Source organism: Paenibacillus sp. 37, from assembly GCF_008386395.1.
Lineage (GTDB): Bacteria > Bacillota > Bacilli > Paenibacillales > Paenibacillaceae > Paenibacillus > Paenibacillus amylolyticus_B.
On sequence record NZ_CP043761.1, the window covers coordinates 4,567,415 to 4,594,189 of the forward strand.

The 26,775-nt window shown below is 46.6% G+C and carries 32 protein-coding genes and 1 riboswitch; of the genes, 4 read left to right on the plus strand and 28 right to left on the minus strand.

Translation table 11 applies throughout. From position 1 onward, the window contains the following. Positions 1-172 precede the first annotated feature (172 nt). The 4 genes from F0220_RS19540 (at position 173) to F0220_RS19555 (ending at position 2,138) form a co-directional block, all read left to right on the plus strand. Complete coding sequence (locus tag F0220_RS19540; RefSeq protein WP_105599491.1) at positions 173-913, plus strand: GT-D fold domain-containing protein; 741 nt, start codon at positions 173-175, stop codon at positions 911-913. A gap of 183 nt (positions 914-1,096) precedes the next feature. Further along, a complete protein-coding gene (locus F0220_RS19545; protein ID WP_036607821.1) occupies positions 1,097-1,366 on the plus strand; it encodes a hypothetical protein in 270 nt (89 codons plus the stop codon). A 175-nt stretch (positions 1,367-1,541) separates the two neighbouring features. Beyond that, a complete protein-coding gene (locus F0220_RS19550; protein ID WP_105599493.1) occupies positions 1,542-1,769 on the plus strand; it encodes a hypothetical protein in 228 nt (75 codons plus the stop codon). A 180-nt stretch (positions 1,770-1,949) separates the two neighbouring features. Further along, the gene (locus F0220_RS19555; protein ID WP_146117051.1) at positions 1,950-2,138 is read left to right on the plus strand and encodes a hypothetical protein; all 189 of its coding nucleotides are present in this window, start codon (positions 1,950-1,952) and stop codon (positions 2,136-2,138) included. A 29-nt stretch (positions 2,139-2,167) separates the two neighbouring features. Here the strand turns inward: F0220_RS19555 and F0220_RS19560 are convergent, their stop codons facing one another. From F0220_RS19560 to F0220_RS19690, 28 genes are all read right to left on the minus strand, one after another. Continuing rightward, a complete protein-coding gene (locus tag F0220_RS19560) occupies positions 2,168-2,935 on the minus strand; it encodes a peptidoglycan recognition protein family protein (protein ID WP_105599495.1) in 768 nt (255 codons plus the stop codon). Beyond that, positions 2,932-3,357 (minus strand): phage holin family protein, encoded by a 426-nt coding sequence (locus F0220_RS19565; RefSeq protein WP_036607828.1) that lies wholly within the window; start codon positions 3,355-3,357, stop codon positions 2,932-2,934. Before F0220_RS19565 ends, F0220_RS19560 begins: the two co-directional genes overlap by 4 nt. A gap of 162 nt (positions 3,358-3,519) precedes the next feature. Beyond that, positions 3,520-4,002: a GerW family sporulation protein gene (gene ytfJ / locus F0220_RS19570; protein ID WP_105599496.1), complete on the minus strand. Its 483-nt coding sequence runs from the start codon at positions 4,000-4,002 to the stop codon at positions 3,520-3,522. Between the two features lie 147 nt (positions 4,003-4,149). Beyond that, complete coding sequence (locus tag F0220_RS19575) at positions 4,150-4,881, minus strand: DUF2953 domain-containing protein (RefSeq protein WP_105599498.1); 732 nt, start codon at positions 4,879-4,881, stop codon at positions 4,150-4,152. A gap of 188 nt (positions 4,882-5,069) precedes the next feature. Next, on the minus strand, positions 5,070-5,726 hold the full coding sequence (scpB, locus tag F0220_RS19580; RefSeq protein WP_105599500.1) for an SMC-Scp complex subunit ScpB: 657 nt from the start codon (positions 5,724-5,726) through the stop codon (positions 5,070-5,072). Beyond that, on the minus strand, positions 5,695-6,495 hold the full coding sequence (locus F0220_RS19585) for a segregation and condensation protein A (RefSeq protein WP_076328266.1): 801 nt from the start codon (positions 6,493-6,495) through the stop codon (positions 5,695-5,697). The genes scpB and F0220_RS19585 overlap by 32 nt, the downstream gene beginning before the upstream one ends. Before the next feature lie 104 nt (positions 6,496-6,599). Beyond that, the gene (gene ribE / locus F0220_RS19590) at positions 6,600-7,067 is read right to left on the minus strand and encodes a 6,7-dimethyl-8-ribityllumazine synthase (RefSeq protein ID WP_017687651.1); all 468 of its coding nucleotides are present in this window, start codon (positions 7,065-7,067) and stop codon (positions 6,600-6,602) included. Between the two features lie 102 nt (positions 7,068-7,169). Beyond that, entirely contained in the window at positions 7,170-8,402 is a 1,233-nt protein-coding gene (locus tag F0220_RS19595) for a bifunctional 3,4-dihydroxy-2-butanone-4-phosphate synthase/GTP cyclohydrolase II (RefSeq protein ID WP_076318983.1), read from the minus strand. A gap of 32 nt (positions 8,403-8,434) precedes the next feature. Further along, positions 8,435-9,103: a riboflavin synthase gene (gene ribE / locus F0220_RS19600; protein WP_105599501.1), complete on the minus strand. Its 669-nt coding sequence runs from the start codon at positions 9,101-9,103 to the stop codon at positions 8,435-8,437. A gap of 22 nt (positions 9,104-9,125) precedes the next feature. After that, a complete protein-coding gene (gene ribD / locus F0220_RS19605; RefSeq protein ID WP_167483687.1) occupies positions 9,126-10,229 on the minus strand; it encodes a bifunctional diaminohydroxyphosphoribosylaminopyrimidine deaminase/5-amino-6-(5-phosphoribosylamino)uracil reductase RibD in 1,104 nt (367 codons plus the stop codon). 323 nt (positions 10,230-10,552) lie between these two features. Further along, positions 10,553-10,719: riboswitch (FMN riboswitch) on the minus strand. 168 nt (positions 10,720-10,887) lie between these two features. Then, on the minus strand, positions 10,888-12,195 hold the full coding sequence (locus F0220_RS19610; RefSeq protein WP_223200003.1) for a hypothetical protein: 1,308 nt from the start codon (positions 12,193-12,195) through the stop codon (positions 10,888-10,890). A 113-nt stretch (positions 12,196-12,308) separates the two neighbouring features. After that, complete coding sequence (locus F0220_RS19615; RefSeq protein WP_017687646.1) at positions 12,309-12,740, minus strand: peptidylprolyl isomerase; 432 nt, start codon at positions 12,738-12,740, stop codon at positions 12,309-12,311. A gap of 246 nt (positions 12,741-12,986) precedes the next feature. Continuing rightward, the gene (lysA, locus tag F0220_RS19620; RefSeq protein ID WP_105599504.1) at positions 12,987-14,318 is read right to left on the minus strand and encodes a diaminopimelate decarboxylase; all 1,332 of its coding nucleotides are present in this window, start codon (positions 14,316-14,318) and stop codon (positions 12,987-12,989) included. A gap of 104 nt (positions 14,319-14,422) precedes the next feature. After that, positions 14,423-16,033, minus strand: a complete 1,611-nt coding sequence (locus F0220_RS19625) for a spore germination protein (RefSeq protein WP_374954408.1) — start codon at positions 16,031-16,033, stop codon at positions 14,423-14,425. Between the two features lie 81 nt (positions 16,034-16,114). After that, positions 16,115-16,543, minus strand: a complete 429-nt coding sequence (locus F0220_RS19630; RefSeq protein ID WP_181155474.1) for a stage V sporulation protein AB — start codon at positions 16,541-16,543, stop codon at positions 16,115-16,117. Next, positions 16,524-17,180, minus strand: coding sequence for a stage V sporulation protein AA (locus F0220_RS19635; RefSeq protein WP_105599509.1), 657 nt, complete (start codon positions 17,178-17,180; stop codon positions 16,524-16,526). The genes F0220_RS19630 and F0220_RS19635 overlap by 20 nt, the downstream gene beginning before the upstream one ends. Before the next feature lie 543 nt (positions 17,181-17,723). Then, positions 17,724-17,885 (minus strand): hypothetical protein, encoded by a 162-nt coding sequence (locus F0220_RS32560; protein WP_179198578.1) that lies wholly within the window; start codon positions 17,883-17,885, stop codon positions 17,724-17,726. Between the two features lie 94 nt (positions 17,886-17,979). Further along, positions 17,980-18,735: an RNA polymerase sporulation sigma factor SigF gene (gene sigF, locus F0220_RS19640; RefSeq protein ID WP_036607856.1), complete on the minus strand. Its 756-nt coding sequence runs from the start codon at positions 18,733-18,735 to the stop codon at positions 17,980-17,982. 14 nt (positions 18,736-18,749) lie between these two features. Then, positions 18,750-19,205, minus strand: coding sequence for an anti-sigma F factor (spoIIAB, locus tag F0220_RS19645; protein WP_105599511.1), 456 nt, complete (start codon positions 19,203-19,205; stop codon positions 18,750-18,752). Beyond that, positions 19,202-19,555: an anti-sigma F factor antagonist gene (spoIIAA, locus tag F0220_RS19650; RefSeq protein WP_017687636.1), complete on the minus strand. Its 354-nt coding sequence runs from the start codon at positions 19,553-19,555 to the stop codon at positions 19,202-19,204. Before spoIIAA ends, spoIIAB begins: the two co-directional genes overlap by 4 nt. Positions 19,556-19,698: 143 nt before the next feature. Further along, a complete protein-coding gene (locus tag F0220_RS19655) occupies positions 19,699-20,874 on the minus strand; it encodes a D-alanyl-D-alanine carboxypeptidase family protein (RefSeq protein WP_105599512.1) in 1,176 nt (391 codons plus the stop codon). A gap of 247 nt (positions 20,875-21,121) precedes the next feature. After that, positions 21,122-21,946, minus strand: coding sequence for a purine-nucleoside phosphorylase (locus F0220_RS19660; RefSeq protein ID WP_036607861.1), 825 nt, complete (start codon positions 21,944-21,946; stop codon positions 21,122-21,124). A 129-nt stretch (positions 21,947-22,075) separates the two neighbouring features. Continuing rightward, on the minus strand, positions 22,076-22,966 hold the full coding sequence (locus F0220_RS19665; protein ID WP_105599514.1) for a tyrosine recombinase: 891 nt from the start codon (positions 22,964-22,966) through the stop codon (positions 22,076-22,078). Positions 22,967-23,041: 75 nt separating this feature from the next. Continuing rightward, positions 23,042-23,284, minus strand: coding sequence for a DUF4227 family protein (locus F0220_RS19670; protein ID WP_076215836.1), 243 nt, complete (start codon positions 23,282-23,284; stop codon positions 23,042-23,044). Positions 23,285-23,442: 158 nt separating this feature from the next. After that, positions 23,443-23,910 carry a ferric iron uptake transcriptional regulator gene (locus F0220_RS19675; RefSeq protein WP_036607866.1) on the minus strand — a complete coding sequence of 156 codons (468 nt, stop codon included), beginning with the start codon at positions 23,908-23,910 and terminating at the stop codon, positions 23,443-23,445. A 107-nt stretch (positions 23,911-24,017) separates the two neighbouring features. Beyond that, positions 24,018-24,647 (minus strand): stage II sporulation protein M, encoded by a 630-nt coding sequence (spoIIM, locus tag F0220_RS19680; protein ID WP_105599516.1) that lies wholly within the window; start codon positions 24,645-24,647, stop codon positions 24,018-24,020. A gap of 162 nt (positions 24,648-24,809) precedes the next feature. Then, positions 24,810-26,030: an endonuclease Q family protein gene (locus tag F0220_RS19685; protein ID WP_105599517.1), complete on the minus strand. Its 1,221-nt coding sequence runs from the start codon at positions 26,028-26,030 to the stop codon at positions 24,810-24,812. 2 nt (positions 26,031-26,032) lie between these two features. Continuing rightward, positions 26,033-26,626, minus strand: a complete 594-nt coding sequence (locus F0220_RS19690; protein ID WP_105599519.1) for an NUDIX domain-containing protein — start codon at positions 26,624-26,626, stop codon at positions 26,033-26,035. Between the last annotated feature and the right edge of the window lie 149 nt (positions 26,627-26,775).

A 26,775-nucleotide genomic window follows, 5' to 3' on the forward strand; every position in this document is an offset into this window, starting at 1 on the left:
TTTTACATAGTCTAGACTGTTGCTCTATAACCTTCGCACATTAAACAAAAAAGGAGTGATTCCTCAAAAGAAGAGAGAGAACGAAGCATTTTTCCTATTCTAGTACAGAAGGAGTTGATGAATATGTATACCAAACAAACCATTATTCACACATGGAAAGAAGGTGACAGGCATGCTGGGGAGTGTAGAATTAATCCACAACTGGTTCCAAATGGCCTCTGATGGAGAAGCCCATGCTTCTGTTCGATTTGGGGATGCTTCCAACACCATTCTGGCCCACGATGCCGTTCTAACTATGGATTTCATTAAGTCTCATTACGGCTGGTTGAACGATCCTACCTATTGCGGGATAACCTTGCCCAACGCGAGTGCGAGAGAAATTATTGTACACTGCCTGCGAAAAGCGGATTACGTTGGACACCTGATCCAAACAGATCACTGGTATTTCAAGCCATTATTTGATATGTGCCTTGCATATTACAAAGTTGAACCCAGAGAGACCTTCTATGCTTTTGAGAATAATTACATCGCCCGATTTAAGTTATTCTATGAAACTTTCAAGACCATGACTATTCTGATCTGCGGAGCCAAGGCCGAGCAATATCGAGAAATTCTGGAGCGGAGATACGGGTGGACAAGCATCGTGGGAACGGTGGACTGCCCCTCGTGGTCTCATGTGAGCACAGCATCCAAACAAATGGAACATATCTACCAACAGACACCGTGGAAGCTTGCTCTGGTGTGTGCAGGTGCACCCGGTAAGGTACTGGTTATTAAGGCCAAAGAACTGCAAACCGTAGGTGTTGACTTTGGTTCCGGAGCAGATGTTGCCATTCAAGCCGACAGCGAAAATCTGAACGCATGGGATTACAACGGATTTCCTGATTATTGGGAAGGCAGACCCAAAAAATGACCCTCTCCGGGTCTTTTTTATTGGATAAAACGGTGATTCCAATCCGATTTTATTGATTTAGTGGCTGTTGATAAATTAAACTATCTGCCTTATTATTGTTAAGATAACTCCTAATCTAACCTGGTTTAAACTTGCATGAAGAGGAGCTCTGCTAAGATATTCAAACCGTTGGAGGGAAATGTAATGGCGTACTCGCAGTCAAAGACCGAAATAGTAGCAACACATTTACGAACAAGATTTATGGAAGGTAACGTGGAGGGACATGAGATCGTTGTTGCCTTGATCAGTATGGTCAAAGCTGAGAAGATTAATTTAGATGAGGTTGCCCCTATTCTCTCTACAGTCTTTTTCGAACAACCGCAAGGTATTCTGTTGGCACTCGAAAAAGCTAGCACTCTGATTGATGATGAATTAATTGATTCCATTCTCCACGAAGTAAACGAAAAAGCTTAATCTTACATACAAAGGGAGAGCTTATCATCAGATATTAATTTACAACAACCAGTTATTCTCTCCACACTTTTAGATTAAATAGATTCATCACTGAGAAATTGGACCTTCTCGTTATTTTCTGTCCTCCTCCGCTTATTCTAGTAGTATTACGAAGGAGGGGACACCCATCGAGACAGTGAATAAAGCCATTTTATTTTTAGTAGTTATTGAAACCATGCTTGAAGCGCTCCACCATACAGAAGTAGATCAGACAGAACTAGTGGATTCGCTTGTTATGTTAGGTTTTGATCCCATTGAGATGTTGTACGAGACAAATACCATTAGATCTTTCCAAAAGATATGCAGGGCTTTCGCAGAACTCCATCTTACAGATGAGGCCCTGGACACGTTCTCAAAAGAGTAGTTACATAAGCAGAACCCCACATCACATTCGACGTGGGGTTCTGCTTTTTTTGAATTTCGAACCCTTTTTGAACCGGATCAGCTTAACCTTCCCCATCCTGCCTCGTATAGGTCATCTAGGGACCATGGACATCTCAATCGCCCCTGTTGACTCTGACTTAATAAACGAAAGGATGGTTGTATGAGCTCACCCACACCAACACATGTGATGGAGACCAATCAACTCGCTGTTATTGGAGTCGTCGATGAATCCTCGATTCAGACCCAATATGAACTTGAGTATCCTGACCATATCGTGATTATACAACATTTTTATTTTTTGAAAAATCCGGCACACTTTAACTCCTGGTTAACCAGGAGGCATCCTTAGCTCCTAATCAATATGTACTGCTCTCGCGGTTAGGACTTTTTACGTCTGCGCTCATCAATTAAAACTTTCAGTAACAACAATTCTCCATAGGTTAACTTCTTCTTGCGTACCTTCTCTACCCATGCCCAATCTTCAATCACCTTGTCGTTGTAGGCATCTTCAATGAACTGATCAAGTTCATTCCAGGCCCATTGTGCATAATCCAGAACCGTATTCATATCATCATCCTCCGTTACTGATATTTCTTGTAGTGGGTTTAGTTTTATATGTACTGCTTGCTTAAATCTTTCATATTCACCTGGTTGCTTAATCCATGGCAATGGGCATTCCTTCCATCCAACCACTTCTTTATGTGTGAAGAAGACGGGTGGAAAGCCTCGTTGCCTGATTAGGTATACCGCGAGGTCTACAACGTTATTGAATGTATCTTCATGGATACTGCCATCCTTTTCAATGCACATCTCAATGCCCACTGTACTATTGTTCGGATATGTCCCAAGTTTGGCCAGAGCTTCCTTCGTGTATGTTGCACTCCCGCAGTGATAGGCCAGTTCATCATCCGGGAGACTGTTATATATCGAAGTTCGATCTACCGAGAAATGTGCACTTGCATAACGACCTTTCACTGCTTTATTGGAATCTTGCTGTGCCAGACTTGCAAAGTATTTGCTAATGTTCTTCGCGGGCGCCCCGGGAGAAGCCGTATAATGCATCACAATCCCACGTTTTGCTTTTAATTTCAGTCCGGCTCGGCTGTATTTATTCACAGGTATGTAATCCTTAGTGATCTGTATCATGACATCTTCTCCTTATCTTCAACTTGATCTTCATTCCCTCGAAGCTTAAAGAGTGCTGAAGTGATAAACTTCGGTACAGGCAGGCCCAGTTTTCCCATGTTCTCCAAAATACTGATTCCTTCGGTACCAATGATGAACATTAACATTGCATCTCGCATAAAATCATTTGAATTGCCTGCAACCATATCCAGTTGATGTGCAATAATGACAAAAACAAATGTCAATGACTTACGAGCAAGCCCCCACCATCCAACCCTGCTGGATAACTCCTTCCTATACCATGCAGACAGCACCCCTGTGATGTAATCCAGCCCCACAAAGATGGTCACTGCAATAAACAGGTGATCAATTCCTCCTACCAAATACACGACTGCCGATAGCAGCCAGCCAAACAAAACCATAAACACGGTATCTCTGTGCATTAACGTTCCCCCTTCAATAACCTATTTCATGTCTAGGTTAGGCGGATCATAGACATAAGTCTCATGAAATACGGAAACCACCGAAAAAACACCTCACCATTCGCTGAACAAACAGCAAAAATCCCTCACGCTGGGATGCGGGAGGGATCATGACCAACTGATTCAGCTATAGGTTGAAGGATCTGGTGTTACTGGTACATCTGTTGTATTCGTTGGTGTTGTATTACGTTGGAACATGCCTTGAATTCGATCAAGAACATAAGGCGTAGAGTCAATGAGTTTCTCAAACAGATGTGTGGAGTTATCGAGTGGCACAATGTGTACCCCCTGTTTACCTACCACCAGGAACGCAATAGGACGTATGGATACACCGCCGCCACTACCGCCACCAAATGGAGAAGCCACTTTTGCTGAACTGGCATGTTCAGCAGAGGTACCCGTAGCACCACTTTTGCCATTACTTTCTCCATTGACGTGAAAATCACTACCACCGGCAGCAAATCCGAATCCCACCTTACTGATTGGCAGTATCACGGTACCATCTGGTGTTTCAACTGCATCGCCAACAATTGTATTGACATCCACCATGGCCTTGATATTTTCCATAGCGGTTTCCATTAAGCCTTGAATTGGATGATCTGACATTTTAATTCCCTCCAGTTTCAATGTAAGCTAGGTTTGATCTAACCATATCATCCCCAAACTTGAAGGGACTTATGTAAATAAGCATTTTAAGTACACTCACCGAACCCCAACCTCATATTTCCAAAACAGGTCGGCTATAATGGGTTTTTACAGAGTTGTCCCACTAAGTTTCTTCTTTTGCTTCTCCTTATGCCTGCGGCGCTGTTCCTGAAGAAGTTTGAACCACATCCGCCATCCGCCTTCGACTTGAAGCACACGGGTGAGTAGTGTAACTCCAGCGATCAGAACGGCTGTAATCCGAATTTTCGCTCTGAAATCCAGATCGGTTCTAAATTCCATTTCATCGGACCATACCGGCATAACCTGAAGCACGGGTGTTTCATCAAAGCGGATCTGATAGGTGAGAAAACCAATAATAATGGATTTGATACTCCACACCCAGCCCGTAAGCACCGCTGTATATGCTGCATCACCAACGCCGATGTGGGTAGCCCAGGACAGTTGGGTCATATGTACGCGTGTGAGTGTTTGCTTAAGCCACAGCTTGAGCGCGTCTGTTGCCCTAAGCATAATTTTCACATCTTTAGCCCACTTCTTGACTTTGCGTTTGTTGACCCGCTCACTTCCCTGGGCCTCGCCTCTCGAATGATTCATGGATTTTTCGGTCTTGACCAGAAAACCTTCCTTCATATTGCGAAAAACAATACTCGGGATCTCATAGTTAATCCGCACAATTCCATAGAGAAGACGAACATTAATATTGGCGTAATCATCACTTTTATGTTTACTGAATGTAAAATGTACATGAACATTTGAGATGAGGACTGCGGCAATCAGCAATGCGAACAACAAACCGATTCCTCCAAGCCAAATCAACACAGGCCTTACCTCCAAGCCCTCAATTCTTTTCTCGTCTAGTATGGCACTCTGAATAGGAAAAAATTCACGTCTCACCTAAAAATCCCATTACATATTTATTTGTAACCTGTTCTATTCACCATTTATCTAAAACAATGCACAAAAAAACCGACTCCACTGATGGGTGTCGGTTAGTATGAGCTAGCAAATTAGAGTGAAGAATCCGTATTATCGTCTTCGTTGTCGATATGACTTAGGTCATCCGCCGGATCAACACTTTCCGGTTCCAGTTGTTGCAAATCCAGTTTGTTGAATAACAGTTGTGTCTCTTCTTCCAGGTTTTCCGAATCTTCGAACAAGCCTGGTTCCGGGAGGTCTTTAATTGAAGCCAGTCCGAAATAATCCAGGAATGATTTGGTCGTTCCATACAGAATTGGTCGTCCGATGGCCTCGGCTCGTCCCACTTCAATGATCAGATCCTTATTCACAAGCGTATGGATGGCCCGCTCCGATTTTACACCGCGGATTTCCTCAATCTCTACCCGTGTAATCGGCTGACGATACGCCACAATGGCCAGCGTCTCCAGAGCCGCCTGGGATAAGGACGTGCGTGCGGGAGAGTATGCCAGTTTCTCGAAATATACAGCGTGGTCAGGCAAGGTGCCCAACTGAACTACACCAGCGATCTTGAGAATCTGTACACCTCGTCCCTGCTGTGAAAATTCATGAATCATCTCCTCAATCGCGTCCGTTACAAGCTCCACTCGCTGGTCGACGATCTCGGCGATTTGTTTGATACTCAGACCTTCTTCTCCGGACAAAAACAGCAGGCCTTCAATAATCGATTTCAATTTCGGAAAATCCATGATTCTTTGTTTCCCCTCTCCACTCCATAACGATATCCTCAAACATCCGTTCCTGATAACAGACAATCTGCTTCATCTTCATCAGTTCCAGCACCGCCAGAAAAGTGACAACAATCTCATGGCGATAGATATGCTCATCCATCAATTTGGAGAATAACAGTCTGCCTCCCGGCCCCATACTTTCCAAAGCGCCGATGACATCCCGTATCCGATCCTTAACCGAAATCTCATCCCGTTTGATTCGGGTTACAGTTGTGCGCTTCTCAGCCTTGCGTAGCGCCTTCTGAAAGGCTGCAATCAGGTCAGAGGTGTGTAAACCCTCAACCGGGTTCGATTGGGCTTCTACGGGCATATAGGGGCGCAGATCCTCGGGCTCTTTGGAAAATATAAGGCTGCGTTCCCACTCCCGTTCATGAAGATGACGCGCAATTCCCTTGTACTTGCGATATTCTATCAGACGTGCAATCAACTCTGCACGTGGATCATAATCTTCTTCTTCCATAAAATCATAATCCTCAAAGTCCTCAATTACCGGTGGTTTGGGCAGTAAAAGTTTGCTCTTGATCGACAGCAATGTTGCTGCCATAACCAGAAACTCACTCGTAATATCCAGTTCCAGTTCCTGCATCGAATGCAGATACGCCATGTATTGATCGGTAATATCGCTGATGGGAATATCCTGGATATGAATTTCAGCCTTATCAATCAGATGAAGCAGCAGATCCAAAGGCCCTTCAAAAGTCTCCAGTTTGTATGTAACTACCGTCACTAGACGAATCCTCCCGCCAGAAAAATACAAAACCCTGCTAAGCCGTCCGAATCCGGTTTCCCGTGTTCGTCTGCGCAAAGCAGGGCACTACTATTAAATAAGCACTATTTTAGCTGTTTCGTCAAGTTTGCCATCTCAATTGCCGCCGTAGCTGCATCCCAACCTTTGTTACCCGCCTTGGTTCCGGCACGTTCAATCGCTTGTTCAATATTTTCTGTTGTAACCAGTCCAAAGATCGTAGGCACGCCCGTTTTCAGGTTAATTGCCGCTACCCCTTTAGCCATCTCGTTGCAAACATAATCGTAATGCGTAGTGGATCCACGAATGACAGTTCCCAATGTAATCACCGCATCATACTTGCCACTCTCCGCCATTTTCTGCGCAATCAAAGGGATTTCGAACGCACCTGGAACCCAGGCTACATCCACTTCATCATCCTGCACGCCGTGACGTTTGAATGCATCGAGAGCTGCGCTAAGCAATTTACTGGTAATGAATTCGTTGAAACGTCCAACGACAACTCCATATCTGGATCCTTCTGATACTAAATGTCCTTCGAAAAATTGTGGCATTCAAGTCATCTCCCTAACGGTATAATGTAATGTAAGTAACGGAAATCCCTAAGTAATCTCTTCCATAAATTACATGGTGAACGTTGTTCATCTAAAATATATTTACTGTTCGTTCTGCTCGATATCATCAAACTTGAGCATATGTCCCAGCTTGGCTTGCTTCGTATGAAGATACACCGTATTGTCCTCGTTCTCTTCCATCTGGATCGCAACACGCTCTACGACTTCAAGTCCATATCCTTCAAGACCTTTAATTTTACGAGGATTGTTAGTTAGCAATCTGATCTGACGAACCCCAAGGTCTTTCAGTATTTGAGCGCCAATTCCGTAATCACGCAAGTCAGCAGCAAAACCCAAACTCAGGTTTGCATCAACAGTATCCATACCTTCCTCTTGCAGCTTATAGGCTTTGAGTTTGTTGATCAGGCCAATACCCCGACCTTCCTGTCTCATATAAAGCAGTACACCATTGCCTTCCTCATGAATCTGTTTGAGTGCCGCATCAAACTGCGGACCACAGTCACAACGATGCGAATGGAATACATCACCTGTCAAACATTCAGAGTGTACACGTACAAGTACGGGTTTGGAACCATCAATCTCACCTTTAACCAGAGCCACATGTTCCTTATTGTCCACAGCGTTTGTATAAGCCACCGCTTGAAACTCACCAAAGTCCGTTGGCATACGCACAGCCACTTCACGTTGAACCAGCTGCTCTTTTTCGTTACGGTAACGAATCATGTCCTGAATACTGATCAGCTTCAGATCATGTTTGCGGGCAATCTCCTGCAGATCCGGAAGTCTGGCCATTGTGCCATCTTCCTTAATTACTTCACAGATAACGCCAGCAGGGTAGGAACCACACATGATAGCGAGATCTACAGCCGCTTCCGTATGTCCAGCACGACGAAGTACACCGCCGTCTTTTGCAATGAGCGGGAACATGTGACCAGGCTTACGGAAGTCCCCGGCTTTCGCCTCAGGATCAATCAGACCTTTCACGGTAATAGAGCGTTCATGTGCCGAGATGCCTGTTGTCGTATCTTTGTGATCCACAGAGACGGTGAAGGCTGTTCCATGGAAATCCGTATTTTGTTGAACCATCGGTTTCAGGTTAAGTTCGTCCGCACGTTGTTGTGTAATCGGAACACAGACCAGACCTCTACCTTCAGTAATCATGAAATTAATGACTTCAGGTGTCGCCTTTTCAGCCAAAGCGATAAAATCGCCTTCATTCTCCCGATCTTCATCATCCACAACAATGACGGGTTTGCCACGCATGAGGTCATATATGGCTTCTTCTATTGTGTCCAGAATGGATTGTTCTGACATTGGTCCACCTCCAGTTAATTTCTGTTCTCTATTTATGCAAATCCGTGATTGGCGAGAAAATCTTCACTGATACTGCGCGGCTTGCCAGTACCCGTCTCCCGATGCCCTCTCCCATACTGGAGCAGATGATCCACATATTTGCCCAAAATATCGCATTCGATATTAATGGTATCCCCTGTCTTTTTCACATTTAGTACAGTTTCACCAATGGTATGCGGGATAATGGAAACCGTGAATGCGGTATCCGATGTATGGACAACGGTCAAGCTAATGCCATCCAGTGTAACCGATCCTTTGGGGATCAGATATTTGAACAACTGGTGATCATCCGGCTTGATCTCAAACACAATCGCATTCTGATCACGTGTTATACTGCCAATCACTCCAGTACCATCGACATGGCCCTGAACGATATGTCCGCCAAAACGACTGCCGGATTGCATGGCCCGCTCCAGATTAACTTTACTGCCAGATTGCAGCTGACTGAGATTGGTATGACGATAGGTTTCAGGCATTACATCGGCGGTAAAACCTCCACCTTCGAGTGTTGTCGCAGTTAAGCACACGCCGTTCACTGCTACACTATCACCAATCTTCAGATCGTCCATGATGGCGGAAGCTCCGATATTCAGGACCATCGCTTCGCCTTTCCGACCAATACGCCGGATCTGACCGACTTCTTCCACCAAACCGGTAAACATGCTGCCGCCTCCCCTGTTTTATTTATTCAGGCCACACCGGAATACCGCCAATGCTGATATTATCTCCAACTTGTTCGATCTCCAACTGATTCAATTGAATCGCCTGATTCATACGTTCCACACCCTCGAAGCGGAAGCTTCCAGGTGTATCATAACCGCCTACAATCTTCGGTGCGATAAACATGAGCAGTCGATCGACCAACCGTGCCTCCAGCATGGCTCCATTCAAGGTGCCTCCACCTTCAAGCAAAATCGAACCAATCTCACGCTCACCCAACTTGCTAAGTCCGTTTAACAGATCCACACGTGGTCCAGGACCACAGCGTATAATTTCGACGCCGTAGGCTTCCAAACGTTCAGCAGCTTCAGGACTGGCTTCGTCTGTTGTCAGCACCCATGTTGGAGCAAGACCATCCTTAACCATTTTGGCACCTACGGGAAGACGTAACTTGGAATCCACCACAATGCGCACTGGACTAATGCCTTCGACTTGCAAACGGGTAGTAAGTTCCGGATTATCGGCAATCACTGTGTCGACGCCAACCATAATTCCCTGGTGACGATGACGAAGGGCATGCACAATCTCACGAGCGGGCTCGTTAGAGATCCACTTGCTGTCTCCGCTGCGAGTAGCAATTTTGCCATCCAAAGTAGTAGCCGTCTTCAGTGTCACAAAAGGTAGACCTGTTGTAATAAATTTAATGAATTTTTCATTCATGCGTCTTCCACGCTCACGCAGTACGCCAACTTCAACTTCAATGCCTTGTTGACGAAGCATGCTTATGCCCCTGCCGGATACTTGCGGATTTGGATCTTCACAACATACCACAACACGTTTCACCTTTTCATGAATCAGGCGTTCACTACAAGGTGGCGTCTTGCCATAATGACTACAAGGCTCAAGTGTAACGTATACCGTACTTCCTTCTGCATCACTGCCTGCCATGTTAAGTGCATGCACCTCTGCATGCCCGGTTCCACGTTTCAGATGGCTCCCCAGGCCTACAATACGACCCTCTTTCACAACTACACATCCAACGACCGGATTGATCCCCGTCTGTCCCTGTGCTCGTTCCGCCATATCCAATGCCAGTGCCATATAAAATTCATCATTGATCATTTCCAAATCCGTTCACCCCGCGGTTTAAAGTCTTGTTTATTAAAAAATCCCCGTCGAACAATCAGTTCGATGGGGATGATGAGAGACAAATGTCACCAGCAGGAGTGAAATGGATACAGCACGCCAACACTTTGCCCAAAACCTCATTTCGGGCAAGTGAAAATAGACACATACCTTAATGAACATCAATTACAGGTAAAGAGCTTTCATAGTGCGGCATATGTATGGAACTGTCCGGCGTAACCGGATCTTCCCTGCACAGTGCAAGACATTACAAATCGTGACTGTGCAGCAATACTCCTGCTGAATGCAAACCTGTTAGGTCTGCACCTCTCCTTCTCCCATCCAGACTATACTGTCGGTTCTGGAATTACACCAGATCAGCCATCTGCCAAGGGCAGACAGGTCACGGACTTTGCATGAAGTGCTGGACATGTGTCCTTACACTTCCTGCATCACCGCCGGTAGGGAATCGCACCCTGCCCTGAAGGATTGCTTTCGTTATTACTTGGATGTTAGCACTTTAATGCCAAAAAATCAATTGTTTTTTGTTCCTTTTTGTCACATACTAACTTTTAATAAGCTAAGAAACAACAAAAAACCGCTTCCTCTCAAGGAGGCACGGTTTTGGCTTGGAGGCCCATTTCATATCAATCGTATCATTCTACATATCAGGAAAACACCAGCTCGCCATATGCTTTAATTCTTTGGCATTATGAAAGGGAATACGGTCAGGTTCTTGCAGGGGCGAAGTCGGAAGCGGGAACTCTCTTGCCACCCTTCTGACCCAACTTGTGGAATCGATCGCAATAGCCGAGCATTTCCAGCGTCCATTCGCTCTCGGTCGAAACGTCCCATGCAAATCTGCTTTTCCCGGCATCTCTGGAAAGACTCCATCCAAATATTCAACGATGACACGCTTGTCTCTGACTTCATGACAATACACCGTCACCCATACACCTTCCCGGACCCGAACAGCATACACATCTCCAGACTGTACCTCCCCGGTACCTGCATCAGGAGATGCCTTTGGTACTTTTCCACGAACACTTCTCTTCTTCTCCAATGCCCCTAAGATCGTGTCCTTTACAGCTGGACTCTCATCAGGCTTATCCGCAAGAGATATATTATTTAGATCAAAATCATGAAATATCTTGTTCAGGTTGTTCTCATTAATTCCGACAGATGAGTCCCACCATGCCAGAGGGGCCTGAACTTCAACCCGAACATTGGGGCGTGCGTCACGTTGCATGTAAGAGGTGAATTCCGTTATCATTCCAGGATGTTCCGGCGTATCCAATATGCCAATCAGAGCTAACGTCTCAAGCAAATCACGGTACGCATATTCCTTCTGTGTAGGCAAAAGACGTTCCTTCTTGAGGGCTACTGCTGCCTTGCTGTAACGAGTTTTGGGAGGTAATTCGCGCAGCACCGTTAACACCGCACGGAATGTCCAGCGGTCGTAATCATTGGCTATTGGAAGTTCCTGCGCGGCAGCCAGCTCTCGAAGTGCCAACACATATCCAAAAGGATCACCATCCAATGGGGTTCCATTGGTCATCCGCCAATACCATTGCAGCGTCGTGTCGGTTGCTTGATCTACACTAAATCCGCAAATCTTGCAAGTGTTCGAAGATGGATATGGCGTATGTTCATGGCTTGGCATACTGCTCGCAATAAGCTTGCCCGTAAGCAACGAGCGCCAGATCATGGGTGCGGACCACAAAGAGGATACAAAAGCCTGCGCTGCATCATTGATCGTCCATTGATTTGCAACTTTTTTCAGCTCAGCAATCGTTTCATCATGTTGTGGACGTACAAATCGATTCGGTTCATGCCCGGCTGCCTCAAGCGCTTCTCGATCCTTTACGGATAGACTATCCGGAACGACATGCCGCAATGCCTGAAGTTCTTCATCCCACAACGTGCGCTCACTATAAATTTGTTTTAACAAAAATAGCTGAGTAACCATATCCAAGGTTTTATTCATCCTTTCTAATCAACGATTTCAAATATGTAAAAAAATAAAAAAAGTGCTTCTATAAAAGAAGCACTTCATGTTTGGATCCAGTTAAGGTGAAGGTATTAAGCTTCTACAACTTCAACAGTTTCCATTTTGTCTTTACCTTCTAAAGCGTCCACGAACTCCATACCTTTAGTTACTTTACCAAATACAGTATGTTGTCCATCCAAATGTGGTTGCGGTTGGTAGCAAATGTAGAACTGGCTTCCACCTGTGTTACGGCCAGCATGTGCCATAGCCAGTGTTCCGCGCTCATGTTTGTTCGGGTTAATTTCACAGTTGATTGTGTAACCTGGGCCACCTGCACCGCTACCGTTAGGGCATCCGCCTTGAGCTACAAAGCCCGGGATCACGCGGTGGAATGTAAGACCATTGTAGAAACCGGAGTTAGCCAGTTTCTCAAAGTTTGCTACTGTGTTTGGAGCTTCTTGATCGAACAGATCGATCAGAACTTCTCCGCCGTTTGCCAATTTAATTTTCGCTTGTTTCGCCATATGTAAATGACTCCTTTCGTATTGACCATCGTTAATGGTGCCAGAACGCATGACCCTGGGTCAAGCATTACAGCACTTTTCTTAGTGTACACCGAAAATGTCTGGATCGCAAAAAAAACGGCAACTTTTTTCATGATTTAGCTCAAATACGCAAAAAGCAGACGAAAAAGGAAGTTCCCTTTTCATCTGCTTCAACTTTAAGATTGCTATCTTAAATAATGCAGAATCGCATTATCTTTTGACGAATTAGCGAGTAACTGGCTGTTTTCCAATGCGTGCTGGTACCAGGTCATTCTGGATGATATCCTGATACGTCTCACGGCGTACCACGACATCTCCTTGACCGTCTTTGACAAATACAACGGCCGGACGACGAAGCCGGTTGTAGTTGCTCGCCATGGAGTAGTTATACGCGCCTGTGCAAGCTACAGCGAGCAGGTCGCCACTTTCCACTTTTGGCAGGTCCAGATCCCAGATCAACATATCGCCACTCTCGCAGCATTTACCCGCAACAGATACCGTTTCCTGAGCAGCCTCATTCGCACGGTTGGCTAACACAGCTTCGTACTTGGACTCATACAAAGCAGGACGCGGGTTATCGGTCATACCACCATCAACGGCAACGTATTTACGCACGCCTGGAATGTCTTTGCTTGTTCCAACGGTATACAGCGTTGTTCCCGCTTCACCCACTATGCTGCGGCCTGGTTCAACCCAGATCTCAGGTACGGCATAGCCGATTTGAGCAAAATGATTTTTAACGGCATCTGTAATAGCCTTCACATATTGTGCAACTTCAAGTGGCGTATCTCCATCGATATAACGGATTCCGAATCCACCACCAAGGTTAACCACTTTGAAAGCAACATTAAGACGCTCATATACACTTGCTGCAAATTCAGCAACACGTTGAACAGCCATCTGGAAGCCTTCAACTTCGAAGATCTGGGAACCGATGTGGGAATGCACACCGAGCAATACCAGGTTAGACTGCTTGGAAGCCAAATCAATCGCTTCAAATGCTGTACCATTGCCGATATCGAATCCAAATTTGGAATCCGTTTGACCTGTGGAAATATATTCATGCGTATGGGCCTCAACACCAGGCGTCACACGAAGCAAAATGTTTACTTTACGATTTTTGTCCGCTGCTACAGCCTGCAACAGATGCAATTCATTGAAGTTATCAACAACAAAGCATCCAATCTCTGCATCAAGAGCCATTTCAATCTCTTCCAGCGTTTTGTTGTTACCGTGGAAGTGAATGCGCTCAGCCGGGAATCCTGCTTGCAGTGCAGTAAACAGTTCACCATCAGATACAACATCCAGAGAAAGTCCTTCTTCAGCTGCAAGTGCACACATCGCCATTACACAGAATGCTTTACTTGCGTATGCCACTTGGAAGCCCAATCCGGAAGCACGGAATGCTTCCATGTACTCTCTGCAACGCTCGCGAACCAATTGCTCGTCCACAACGTACAGTGGAGTTCCGAATTGTTCTTTCAGATCTGTTGCATCCACTCCGCCAATCTCCAGATGCCCTTGCGCATTTATTTTACTTGTACCATGTAAATACATAATCTGCATTCCTCACTTTTTTGTATACTGGAACAGTTGCTATTCCAATGATTTTACACCAGTATATCAAATTAGGCAGCGAGATGAATGGATTTTTCGGAAGATCATTTGTGTTTTTTACTTTTTCGCAGTTCACCGTCCGGATCATCGGACATTTTGGTGTTATCACGGGTCTTGTTAAATGATGGACGTTTTTTATTTTCCAGCAGGGGTAGCCGGAATAGAAAGTTGCCCAGGGCCTTTGCATTAAACGGTATAAAAGGCCAGAGATACGAAGAATTGTACGATCGGTGAACGGTGAGTGCCAATATGAGCAGTGTACTGCCCACGACCAATCCAGGAACCTTGAATATCGCTACTGCAATGAGCAGAAACAACCTGACCAGCCTATTGGCAAGTCCAAGCTCGTAACTCGGGGTGGCAAACATTCCAATGGCTGCGATCGCCATATAGAGTACAACCTCATTTACAAAATATCCTGTTTTCACGGCGATATCCCCGACCAGAATTGCCGCGATCAGGCCCATGGCCGATGCGAGAGGTGTAGGCGTATGAACCGCTGCCATCCGTAATAAATCGACACCAAGTTCGATTAGGAGGAACTGTAGAATTAGCGGCAGCTTTACATTTTCCTGTGGACCAATAAAGTCGAGTCCCATCGGTTTAATCGAAGGTTCAATAACCATGAGAAGCCATAGTGGTAGCAGAAACAGTGAAATAAGAATCCCTGCAAAACGCACCCAACGTAGATACGTTCCCATCAGTGCCGTCTGTCTGTTCTCCTCCGCATGTTCACACAGGTCGAAGAAGGTCGTAGGCAGAATCATTACACTGGGGGATGTATCTACGAAAATGACGACTCGTCCTTCCAGCAAATGAGCAGCTGTAACATCGGGTCGTTCCGAATAACGGACGAGTGGGAACGGATTCCAACCTTTGTTGATAATCGCTTCCTCCAGTTGTTTATCGGCGGCGGGAATACCATCGATATCGACCCGCTGAATTTTCTCACGGACTGAGTCCACCTGCACTTTATCCACAATATCATCAATGTACACCACGCAGACGTCCGTTTGTGTTCTCCGCCCCACCTGCATAATCTCAAACTTTAGTCCAGGGTCGCGTATTCTGCGACGCACTAATGTTACGTTGGTCAGGAGCGTTTCGGTAAAGCCGTCTCTGGAACCTCGGACTACCCTCTCCAATGAAGGTTCTTCGGGTGAACGTACCGGGTAACTCCGGGTATCCATAATCAGGACCGAGCGATCCCCTTCAACGAACAATGCACTCATACCCGTAAGGACCTTGTTGATGACCGCACTCATCTTCTCGACTTTTTCCACCTGTATATGGGGAATGTATGAGTCGAAATAAGATTTTAGTGCGTGCTCGGATACCTGATCAGGCGTAAGATATGTTAACCTTTTTAATACTTCCAGTAGGATCTCATCTTTGGCGAAACCCGTTAAAAGAAGCAATCCCACATGTTTGCCACCCAGCACCATCTCTCTCATATCCACGTCAAAGGATTCCCCAAGTCCGAGAACTTGCTTGAGCGTGTTTTTATTTTCACTCATGCGTGGGGAGATATCATCGTTTTCCTGCCAATATTGTACGGATTCCTCAATGCTGTCGGACATCTCATTTTGTTTTTTCTTATTGTACGCTTTCTCCTCTTCTTCCTTCTGAATCTCATAAGCAGACTTGTGTAACATCTCTTCCGTTATACCTTCACTATTTTCCTGGCCTGCCTGCTCTGTTCGTTCATCCATCTTCCATCCTCCTATGGCCACGAGTTACCGCTGATATACAAAAAAATCAAACAGGGAACCTGTCATTTTACCCAAAATCATGGCGAGCAGTAATCCAAACAAATAAGGTTTCATGCCCAATCGTTTGGCTAGTACGGGCAGTACATTGAGTACCTCAGTGAGGGCCGCAGCCAGCAGACCGATGAACACGCCACAGAACAAACCAACAATCGGGCTGAGCAGCAGCACCCCATGCATTTTCCAGTGCCAGAAGTCCGCCACCGTCCCGACCAGTGAACCACCTATTAGCGCCCCTTCGTACCAGTGAGTCTTGTCATACGATTGCGTAAGTTGAGCCAACCTGGGAATCATATCAAGCACCAGAATGAGCGCAATTACGCCGCTTCCTACGGCAATTCCCCCTGCAATACCCAATACAATGCTGATTGCTCCATTAAGAACGCTCATCCGCATTCATCTCCCTGCGTTCCTGCTCGTGCATCCGTTCGCTTTCTTCAATCACCACATATTTATCTACATTTTGCTGGTATAGAAACATCTCCACTTCAAGCGGGGTAGGTTCCTCATTCCACTTTTTCTTGAACAAATGATTAAAAAATACTGCCATTCCGAATCCAATGCCAATGGAATACGCCACTTGAAACAGATAGGGATGTTCGTCCCGATGCCCAGTCAGCATCTCCACAATTCGAATCTGTACTTCCTGCATGTTCACATCGGCATGAAAATTCATAATGGTTAAGGCTGATCCAAAGAACAGCAGCAGCCAAACCAGAATGAACAGGGACTTGGAAGGTTGACCATTTCCCGCAATGACTTCAACCAACGTATGACCTGATCCCATCAGTTCCACACTTACCTCCGGCAAGATGTGCCGAATTTGGGGAATAATCTGCAATATATCAATGAGGATCAGATTGCCATCCTCCGGTCCAGGGCGCAGCAGTTCAAGCTCCAGTAGCCTGCCCTCCTGGTCTTCAGCAGAAGTCAGTACATGTGCAATATCTCCAAGCTTGACTGCTCTGCCCCTCTGGATGCGAATACGGCTGCGTAGACGAATATAGACCATTGGAGTGGGTGTCTGGGACATCCAAAGCACTCCTTTACTGCGTAATTTAGGTTAGTATTTGAAGAATGTGCAAATTTATTACAAACGGGTTGGAAAAAGATCGGGAGGTGGGTGGTGGCGCTGCGGGATGGATCGGTCATTGGTCGCTGTTGCTCGGGGGGGGGGAGGATACACGCAGACACTCCGACGGCAGACCAACCTTCTGATCGCTGTTGTCTCCAAATTCTTTTGATTGATTTCTCAGTGTTAGAAATTTGGAGACAAAGGCGAACGCTTCGCTTCTTCAGGTTTAATCTGCCGCCTGCGTTGCTTGGCATCCTTAGATGAGCCCTCACGCTTCGCTCCTTTTGACCGATTCCATCCCTCCGCTGCCCATCGTCCTCCCGTTTCCAAACGTTTGTGATAAATATGCTGGGGAGTGGGCAGGGAGGGATTTAAAAGTTAATTTTTTGGGGTCAATTTCCTTAAAACTTCAGGAATCTCCGGATTTATCATCTGGATACGACTTAAACTATTACTATGTAGAACTTTGGAGACAAAGGCGAACGCTTCGCTTCTTCAGGTCTAATCTGCCGCCTGCGTTGCTTTTGCATCATTAGGCAAGCCCTCACGCTTCGATCCTTTTGACCGATTCCATCCCTCCGCTGCCCATCGTCCTCCCGTTTCCAAATGATTGTAATAGATATGCTGGGGAGTGGGCAGGAAGGGATAAAGTTTTTCTAACAACAAATAACCTCCCTCGCCATAATGCGCGATAGAAGGTTGTTAGTTGTCGTATATTGGTGTATATGCACCAATATTGTTGTTGCAATCCACGAAATCACTGCGCGATCTGGTCGCGGATGGATTGCAGTATTTTTTTCTCCAGACGTGATACCTGCACCTGAGATATTCCCAGCCTGCTGGCAACCTCGGACTGGGTCTGATCCCGGTAATACCGAAGATAAACGATTAACCGCTCCCGCTCACTGAGACCACCGATGGCTTCGTTCAGCGCCAGCTTGTCAAACCAACGTTCCTGAGACTCGTCGGCAATCTGATCCATTAACGTAATGGGATCACCATCATTCTCAAATACCGTCTCATGGATGGAGGTCGGTGGTTTGTTCGCTTCCTGGGCAAATACCACTTCCTCGGGGGTTACCCCCAGCTCTGCGGCAACTTCCTTAATCGTTGGTAAACGATCCAGATGTTTGGACAGTTCGTCCCTTTTTTTGCGGACTTTATTCGCCATCTCTTTCAGTGAACGACTGACCTTCAGGGTACCGTCATCCCGCAGAAATCGCTGGATTTCTCCGATGATCATCGGTACCGCGTAGGTTGAGAACTTCACGTCATAACTGAGATCAAATTTGTCTACTGACTTGAGCAGACCGATACAACCAATCTGGAACAGATCTTCCGGATCATATCCCCTGTTCATAAAACGCTGTACGACGGACCAGACGAGTCTGATGTTGCAGTTCACCAGCGTATCCCGTGAGACATGGTCACCCGACTGACTGAGCGCAATCAGCCGTTTGACCTCGGCATCGTCCAAATAGGTCTGTGAAGATGGTTTCACTTCAGCATCCATAAGAACACCAACCCCTAATTATACAATGCTTTCTTGGATTCAATCCTTTTTTTCATCTTGATGGAGGTGCCTCTGCCGGGCTCACTGCTGACTTCGAATTCATCCATAAAGTTTTCCATAATGGTGAAGCCCATGCCCGACCGCTCAAGTTCGGGTTTGGACGTATATAACGGCTGCTTGGCCAGTTCAAGATCTTCAATTCCTTCACCGCGGTCTTCCACAATAATTGTGATCATGTCTTCCCGAATCTCGGCCTGGATAGATACCACACCCTCGGAGTTGTTGTTGTATCCGTGGATGATGCTATTGGTCACGGCTTCCGAAATGACCGTCTTCAGATCACTGAGCTCGTCCATCGTTGGATCAAGCTGAGAGATAAACGCAGCAACGGTTACCCGTGCAAACGACTCATTCTCTGACTTGGCCGCGAATTGCAGATTCATGAAATTTGTCCCTGTTGCTTCATTCATGAGACGACCTCCAGACCTGAGAGAGCAGTTCCCTCATTTTCGTATATCGGCATAATCTTGAACAGACCCGACATTTCCAGCAAACGGTACACTGGCGAATTGACGTCACAGACCACCATCTTGCCACCTTTATTCTTAATGAGCTTGTATCTTCCCAAAATGACACCCAGACCCGAACTGTCCATAAATTGCAGATCTTTCAGGCTGAGTACGAGATGCTCGCTTTGTCTCCGCTGGATGGCTTCATCCATCTGCATCCGTACCATGTCAGCTGTATGGTGATCCAGCTCCCCGGATAATCGTACAATCAGAATCCCGCGATGGTGTTCCATTTCCACATGCAAGTTCACGTTTGCCCACTCTCCTCCCTGTCTTGAACAAGGATTTCTACGTATCCAAAGGCTTTTCCTGCCCCACGACAAAACTAGAAGAAAACCCCTATTTAACTACAAAATATGTTCGAAGGATGCGAACAACTCGCGTAATTCGCCTTTTAATCAAACAGGGTAGACGTTGTCCGCTTAAACAGCTTCCACCAGTCAGCTTTATTCACGTCCTGTGGAGCCTGAATGTCGAATTCCTTAATGACGTCATTGCCCTGATACACCACCAGTTTACCTATGCTTTGCCCAGCCTTGATCGGAGCTTTCAATTCTTTGGCAACCAGCAATTCATGCCGGATATCATTGGATTTGGCTCCTTTGCGCATCAGCACACTATAATTTTGTGTGGCATTCAGAGGTAACTCGGCAACTTCACCTTTTTCAATTTTCAGACTACCCAGCAGATCCCCTGCCTTGTAGAGCGCCTTCATCGTATATTGACTAAAGGCATAGTCAAACATCGAAGACACCTCACTGTTCCGTGTTTTGGTATTTGGTTCACCGAGCACCACGGAAACGACACGCAGTCCGTCCTTGGACGCTGTAGCGGACAGGCAGAACTTCGCTTCAGAAGTGTAACCTGTTTTCAAACCATCTGCCCCTTGATAAAAGCGAACTAGCTTGTTCGTGTTCACCAGCCAGAATGGCTTTTCCGAATCTTTGCGAAGGTAATCCTGATATGCACCGGTGTACTTCGTAATTCCGGAATGTTTCAGCAGTTCACGGCTCATGACGGCAATGTCGTGGGCTGACGAATAATGATTATCGACCGGCAGACCGTTACAGTTGGCAAAATGAGTATCCTTCATGCCAAGCTCCTTCGCACGCTCATTCATCAGCTGTACAAAGGCTTCTTCCGAGCCAGCGATCTTCTCAGCCATAGCTACCGAGGCATCATTGCCCGAAGCCATTGCGATCCCTTTTAACATATCGTCGACCGTCATTTCTTCCCCTGGCTCCAGAAAGATCTGCGAACCGCCCATGGAAGCTGCATATTCGCTCGTTCTTACTTTGTCCGTCAGCTTCAGCTTTCCTGAGTCGATCGCTTCGATTGTAAGCAGCATGGTCATAATTTTTGTAATGCTCGCCGGAGGCAGCTGATCATGACTGTTTTTCTCATAAATGACGGTCCCCGTATCTGCATCCATTAAGATCGCAGAGCGCGCCGACGGGGCCAGATCAGTTCCTCCTGCTGCCTTCGGTGTTTCTTCAGCTAATGCCGTTGATGCCAAAAGGGACAGCAGGATACAAAGGGTCATGAACGATGCCATTATTCTTTTCTTCACAAGGTTACCTCCTCAAATGACTTGCTTACTGCATGTTCCATGCATGTACTGCTAATCATTGTCGGCCCTTTTCCAGTAAATTATTCCATGTAAAGAATGATTTCCCGAACTTTTATTGAAAATGTGGTCAAAGCAAAAAAACGCACTGCACTTAACGAATGAGTAAGCGTACGTTCATCACAACAAAAAAAGGTTACCCCCGATGATTTCTCATCCAAAGAGGTAACCTTATCTACTCAAATCTTGCTTACATTTGTGGAATAACCGCCACTACCAGCGCCAGGAACGACTCACGCACACGTTCCGTCGTCTCCATCACCTCATCATGTGACAGCGGCTGATCCAAAATTCCTGCAGCCATGTTGCTGATACAGGAAATACCCAGTACTTCCAGGCCTGCGTGGCGTGCCACGATCACTTCAGATACAGTGGACATGCCCACTGCGTCTGCGCCCAATGTACGCAGCATTCTGATCTCTGCCGGTGTCTCGTAGTTTGGACCAAGCATACCTGCGTAAACCCCTTCACGTACGTTAAAACCTTGTGACGCGGCCGTATCCTTCGCCAGCGCACGCAAACGGCGGCTATATGCTTCGGACAGATCCGGGAAACGCACGCCCAGTGCAGCGTCATTTGGTCCGATCAGTGGATTTTTGCCTGTGAGATTTAAGTGATCAGAGATCAGCATCAAGTCGCCAGCTTCATACGACGTATTCACACCGCCTGCAGCATTGGTTACAAGCAGGCTACTTACACCCAATTCTTTCATAACCCGTACCGGGAAAGCTGTCAATTCCGGACCATATCCTTCGTACATGTGGAAACGGCCTTTCATCATCACGACTGGACGACCTTTAATGGTTCCGACCAATAGTTCACCTTCATGTCCTTCTACTGTGGACACTGGAAAATGCGGAATATCCTGATAAGCGATACTTACGCCATCTTCAATCAGTTCTGCCAGTACGCCAAGACCCGAACCCAAAATCAAACCGACTTCCGGCTTAATGGAGCTTTTGCTTTGAATATAAGATGCTGCTTCCGAAATCATTTGTTGGTTTAATGCTGTCATGCGATGTATGTTCCTCCTTGAGTTGAAACGATCCGTCTTATGTATAACGGCGTTTGAATGTATTCATTTTATTTTATCCTAAATCGGCCCAATGTTCCGCATTTATTTGTGAATGCCATGCGTCAAAATCTATCTTGCCCTCGGATGATGGGTTTCATAGATTTCTTTCATGGTTTTGCGACCATGATTGCCATATTGTTGTCCAGGCTGCTCCACGTGACCCAGCATGTCTTGAACCGCACGTGTATCCGCCCCATTGGCAATCAGGTGTGCCGCAAAGGAATGACGCAGCGTATGCGGCGTAATTTCTTCCGAGATTCCCGCATCCACCGCCGCTTTTTTGAGCAGCTTCCAGAAGCCCTGTCGGGTTAAACGTCTGCCAGATACATTCACGAATAGTGCCTGCTCGTCCGAATCGGTTTTGAGCAACTTATTGCGGAATTCCTCCACATATACACTTGCCCAATGTGCTGCTGGTGCACCGATGGGAAGGATACGTTCCTTGCCCGCCCCACCGCATCGTATAAAGCGCATGCCAGGCTGAACATCCCGAATGTCAAGGGCAATCAGTTCCGAGACCCTAATGCCTGTAGCATATAATAGTTCAAGCATGGCTCGATCTCTTACACCCTGCGGTGAACGAATATCAGGCGCTGTCAGCAGTTGTTCGATCTCCTGGATACTTAACACCTGTGGTGGCGTCTTGTCCGCCTTGGGAGCTTCCACATCAAACGTAGGGTCCTGTATAATATCACCCCGCCGCATCAAAAAATGAAAGTAGGAGCGCAGAGATACGATGCTGCGGGCAATGGTTGCATTGGCACGTCCTGCCTGTTTGAGCTGACCCGCAAACAGAACGACATGTGTGCGTCTGACCTGATCGGCTTCGCGTATGCCATATTCCTTATCTGCAAATTCAATGAACTTGTCCACGTCTCGGAGATACGATTCAAGCGTGCTGCTCGACATCCCTTTATCATCTTCCAAGTATAAGGCATAGGCATGTATCGTCTGTTTCATGTACAACGCTCCTCAACTGACAGATCTGCCACTCTGGCAGACTGCTCCCGTATTTGCATCCCTGGCTGTTTGAAGCTACTCCCCGTACCAATAGAACAAACGGAGACGCTCTGCCATCGTAGGACGTCCTTCTCCATTACCCGGCCAATCCGTTTCCTGAAATACTTTGATTGCATTGCCAGTTGGCATCTGATACTGATCCACAGGTGAGATCCAGCCATTAAACAGATCCAGAACATGATAGAACAGATAAACTAATGCGGCAAAAACTATGATAAATCGAATAAAACGGAGCCCTCTCCGCACTGATATAATCATGGGCGCGTCCCCTCCTGATTCGAATCCGGTATTGTCCTTGAATCAGGGTATGTCCATAAACAGAGGTTTATGCCATTCGGGGGAAACTCCAGATCATGTCCGGTGCCAAAAAAGCTCTCCCGTCAAAACCGCCGGTGAGAGCTTGAAGATATGCTATGTTATTCTTCATCTTTGGGTTTCTGTTCATTTTTAGCTTTGCAACGATAACAAATTCCATGAAAGTCCAGTCGGTGATCTACTACCGAAAAGTTGAATTCCCGCTCCAAACGCTCTTCAAGCGGTCCAAGCCAGTCTTCACGTATTTCATCCATACTTCCGCATTGAACACAGATTAAGTGATGATGGTGATGCTTGGATGTATCTCCGCGCAGATCATAACGCGCTACACCGTCGCCGAAGTTGATTTTCTCTACAACATGCAGCTCACTCAGCAGTTCGAGGGTACGGTACACGGTTGCCAGACCGATTTCGGGAGCCTTTTCTTTAACGAGCATGAATACGTCTTCTGCGCTCAGATGATCTTCTTCATTCTCAAGAAGTACTCTTAAGGTGGCTTCCCGCTGGGGCGTTAATTTATATCCTTGGGACTGTAGTTGCTGCTTAATTTTATCAATCCGTGCTTCCATTTTCTCCCTCCCCCTAGGAAATCACTGCACACTGCAACTTAACCCACTCTTTTCATTATAGGGGGAGTGCGTAATTAAAGTCAACATTTTACACTATACGGTACACGTTAGGCCGGCAGTAGCATTGGCGTGACCCAACGCATCATCGCAGGTGTAACCCATGTTTCAAAAGACGCTACGCCGAGCAGCAATGCAGCCATAACCAAAGTTAACACTATATATGAAGCAAAAGGCCTTTGTCGACCAGGTGTTCGCTGCATCAAAACACGATTGCGAATGATGTATAACGAGAACGTCATCGCCGCCACACTGCAGACCAGAAGGATCGGAATGACGAACAAATTATGCGGTGCCACGGACACCAGTGCAAACAGCAGCCCTTTCCAGGAATACTGTCCAACAAGGTACCCTACTGTGAATCCAATGAGCACACCTTTCAAAAAATCCAGAACCAGTATACCGGGTAGTCCAACGACGGATAAACCCAGAATAAAGATCAGACCTACCCATTTCAGATGAAGCATGGCAATGTCCCAATATGCCCCGGTCTCTGTCAGCTGTGCACTGTGCTGCACGGTCATGAAGAAATTGCCGAGATAACCCTCTAGATCCTGACGTTGCTCAAGAGATAATGCGTTCACCATGAGTGCGCCAAAAATGACGCCGACCAGAAACAAGACAGCCACGAATACATATAACGAAGTCTGACCTTTAAATGTAAAGTAGGAAGTGCGCATACAGGTACGAGTCCCCTTTCCGGTATCATGCTGCAAGGATTCTCAGTTACATCCTCATAGTCATTCTTATGAACCGGAATGCACCTGTATGACTTCTTGTCCAGATTGGACCTCTGTAAAGCGAAAGCTATATGAGTTGAACTACAGAATATTTCCACGGGGTCACTCCGAAGATTTCACCTGAACAGCAACCTTTCCGTACGTGCCGCCACCTCCGGAGGACAGCTCCAGTTGTCCGTTCCGTGCAGCCACAATCAGGCCTGCCAGCACAGGTCCAACAACCGCAGCAAGTTCTTCCTCACTGGTGCGATGAAGTACGTTCATTTCTGTACCAAAATGGTCCAGTAGTTGGCGCAGTTTGGCTTTGCCAAGTCCGGGGATGAACTCCAGTGGTACCTGATAATGATAGGCTGGTCTGTTTGCAGGAACATGAGGACTCTCCCGATCAGAGATCGCCAGGATGCGATCCAGCACCCCCTGCACCAGCTTCAGACTGCCACAGTGAGGACAGCGCTCTGCTGACATCGCTTGCTCGTCCATAATGCTGCCACATGCTGCACAGTAGGTACGGTGGTATTTGCCCAGCCTTGGATTCAGTCCATAATTGGCCGCAATTTTCCTGCCAGCTTCTCCTTGAAGTGCCATACGGAATTCATCAAATGAAGGGGCAGCAACTTGCAGTTCGTTATACTCCCGTCCAATCTTACCGAGTGAATGAGCATCCGAATTGGTCAGAAACGGTACATGATCCAACTCCCGAATATAACTGGCCATGGATGAGTCCGAGCTTAACCCCAGCTCTACCGCATCCACGAGACTAGTATCCAGCACATCGCCCATACGGGGCGATGTACTGCCATAGATGCCTTTGTGCGGTGTAAATACATGTGCAGGCACAATAAGCCCACCACGTGCCTTAATCTCGGCTTGCATCTCTAGAGCGGGCACGTATACCCGCTGAGAACTGAGATTCACATTTTTCATATAACGTTTCATCCAGTCCGTGAAGGACTTCATCGTTTTCAGATCACGGAAGTACGCCAGCATATGGAACTCACGCATTCCAGGCTCGCGCAGCTCAATCTCTGTACCCAGCAGAATGGTGGTGTCCTGGTAGGCAATGCCGCCTCCCTCAATCTCGGACATGGTACCACTCTCCAGCAATTGTTCAATATCCATCTGTACAACCGGAGAATGACAATCAATAACACCAAGCAAATGAATTCCTTTGCGATCCGATGCTTCCCGAGCGATATTCTCAAATGTAAGATCGCGACTGCCGCTGATTTTTACGGCCTCACCGCGAGAGGTTCGTCCAATGTGAATATGCAGGTCTGTATAACAGGGCTCCCACATCGTAGACGTTTCCAGTTGGTCATTCATCTCTAGAACCGTCCTGTCGTTCTGTAGAGGTCCCACGCGTACACAGCCATCATCGTTTTGGCATCGCTAATCCGGTTATCGTCCATGAGTGCGTAGGCTTCCTCCAGTGTGATCTCGGATACTTCAAGAAATTCATCTTCGTCCAGCGCCATGTCCCCTGCTTCAAGCTCTTCTGCGATGTAGAGATGAATGATTTCATCTGCGAACCCCGGTGAAGTATAGAACGACCGCAAATGACGTAGCGTCTTGGCCACATATCCCGTCTCTTCTCGCAATTCACGTGCTGCTGCAACCTCTGGTTCTTCACCCGGGTCCAGTTTCCCCGCAGGAATCTCTACTTCGGTACGTCCCATTGCCTGACGATACTGATCCACAACAAGCATGCGATCCCCATTCAGAGCAAGGACAGCTACCGCTCCAGGGTGTCGGATTATCTCACGTGTAGCCGTCTGGCCGTTTGGCAGTTTAACGGTATCGACTTGAAGTGAAATCACTTTGCCCTCGAAGATTGGCTTGGTGGATACGGTCACTTCATCTAGTTTTGGATTGGCAGGTTGTGCCGCGTGGATGGATTGAGCAGATTGGTTTGGCTTCATTTGTTCTTCAACTCCATATCGTTGGATTATATATAAATGGACTAAAAATATTTACACTAACCACTCCGATGACAGAACAACCCTTCGATCGCTGTTATCCCCAGATTTTTTGATTTCTTTCTCTAATAGATAAAATTTGGTGATAGCTT